Source organism: Nocardia vinacea, assembly GCF_035920345.1.
GTDB classification, from domain to species: Bacteria; Actinomycetota; Actinomycetes; order Mycobacteriales; family Mycobacteriaceae; genus Nocardia; species Nocardia vinacea_A.
The window spans coordinates 5,997,163-5,998,949 of the sequence record NZ_CP109149.1 but is presented as its reverse complement, the minus strand read 5'-3'; the positions used below and the strand labels follow the sequence as shown (position 1 = coordinate 5,998,949).

Annotated in this window: 2 protein-coding genes; one reads left to right on the top strand and one right to left on the bottom strand. The window is 64.1% G+C overall.

What is annotated here, in order from left to right; translation table 11 throughout:
* Positions 1-26 precede the first annotated feature (26 nt).
* Positions 27-245, top strand: a complete 219-nt coding sequence (locus OIE68_RS27350; protein ID WP_327093944.1) for an MbtH family protein — start codon at positions 27-29, stop codon at positions 243-245.
* A gap of 57 nt (positions 246-302) precedes the next feature.
* Here OIE68_RS27350 and OIE68_RS27345 read toward each other — a convergent pair whose 3' ends face one another.
* Positions 303-1,643 (bottom strand): helix-turn-helix transcriptional regulator, encoded by a 1,341-nt coding sequence (locus OIE68_RS27345; RefSeq protein ID WP_327093943.1) that lies wholly within the window; start codon positions 1,641-1,643, stop codon positions 303-305.
* Positions 1,644-1,787: the final 144 nt, after the last annotated feature.

The following is a 1,787-nucleotide window of genomic DNA, read 5'->3' as shown; positions in this document are numbered from 1 at the left end:
ACTCTCCCACCAGGAAGGCCGACCAGATGACCAACCCGTTCGACGACGATGACGCCCAGTTCTACGTCCTGACCAATGCCGAAGGACAGCACTCCCTGTGGCCGATCTTCGCCGCCGTTCCCGGCGGCTGGACCATCGCCTACGGCGCGGCCGCGCGTCGCTCCTGCCTGAAGTACGTCGAATCCCACTGGCGGGATATGCGTCCCAATTCACTCATTACCGCGATGCAGCCCGAGGCCAACTGAATAGGTAGGGTGCGCCGGTTCGCACATCCCCCCTGCCGACCGGTGCGCCCTACCCCCTCATGCCCGGGTGCGCGGAGTATCGACGATCATCCGAGCCTGCTCGCGCCAATCGGCGACGGCGCGACCCCGGAAACCCGACAGCGCGGCATCGAATTGTTTCGCGCGCTTGGTGACGGTGAGGCCGACGTAGGTGTGGCCATTGGTGATCGCGCGGGTCGCCACCGCGCAGGCCTCGTCCACCTCGCCCGAGGCCAGCAACGCGGTGGCGTGTTCGAACCGGACCAGTGCGGGTTCCATGGTCTCGCTCGGGTCGTAGAGCCCGATAGCTCGCTCGGATGCCAGGGCGGTCTGCTCGGTGCGGCCCAGTCGGGAATAGCCGATGGCCTGATAGAAGGCGAGCTTCTCCGGGCGGAAGGAAAAGATGCCGATCGAGAGTTGTTCCGCGGGAACATTTTCCAGCGCCTGCTCCGATCTCGAGATGCAGCGGGCGAAGCCGTCGGAATTGCCGAGGCTGGCGTGCGCCCGGGCCGCCATTCCCCACAACCAGGCCGCCGCCGGACCTTTGCCCGGATTTTCTTCGAGGCGCGGGCTGAGCAGGTTCAAAACTTCCTTCGGATTATCGCTATAGGTTGGTAAATACGACAATCCGGCGAGTGCGATGTCCTCGGAATAGCGGTCGCCGATGTCCTGGGCGGCGTGAATTGCAGTGGTGTACCACAATCGAGCCTGGCCGAAATGTCCCTCATTGAACAGAATTTCGCCGACGACATTTGCCAGACGTCCGGCCGTACGGACCAGTCGGATTTGATGATGGGTCGCCTGCCGTTCCGCGAGACAGCCACGGACCGCGCGGAATTGATCGAGCGTGGCATGCAGCAACTCGTGCGGCGGCACCTGCACGACGCGGGCGCCGAGGGCCTCGACGGATTGCTCGAGCAGGCCGAGCCGCCGTTCGCTCATCGAGCCCGCATCCAGGGTGGCGAGCATCTTCTCCGGTTCGCTCGCGACCATATCGGCCGCCTGACCGGCCAGGCCCGCACCGATGCAGGCCAATAGCAATCGCCTTCTCACGTCGTCATCCTCGACTTCCTTGTCGAGCCCGATGTCCCTACCGAGCTGTTTCCGATCGAGCGCCGGGCTCGTCTCTTCGGTATCGCGGGCCGCTGTCGGGCTCGCGATCGCGCGCTCGAATCGCGCGACGACGACCGAGTCGGCCTCCGATAGCACTCGATCGAGCAAACGCCTGCTTGCGGCATGCATCCGGGTTGTCCGGCCGTTCTCCCACAAGATCACGGTGCGCGGGGTGACGCCCACCAGGCGTGCGAACTCATAGCGACTTCGCTTCATCGCCACGCGAAGAGCGAGTACGTCTTCGCCGGTCCAGTCGACCTCAACCATAGGTCCCGCTCCCTCGTACCAGGCTGATTCAATCGGAAAGTACTCGCATTTATCGCATTCGGCTCTGTTATCCACCGAATCGCAACGTGCACGCTGAAGCGGTACCCGGCACCGGGTTTGTACCCCAAACCCTTTCGGGGGTGC

Excerpts from the sequence above, each read along its gene's own strand:
- OIE68_RS27350 (WP_327093944.1), top strand. The coding sequence starts at position 27 with ATGACCAACCCGTTCGACGACGATGACGCCCAGTTCTACGTCCTGACC.
- OIE68_RS27345 (WP_327093943.1), bottom strand. The coding sequence starts at position 1,643 with ATGGTTGAGGTCGACTGGACCGGCGAAGACGTACTCGCTCTTCGCGTG.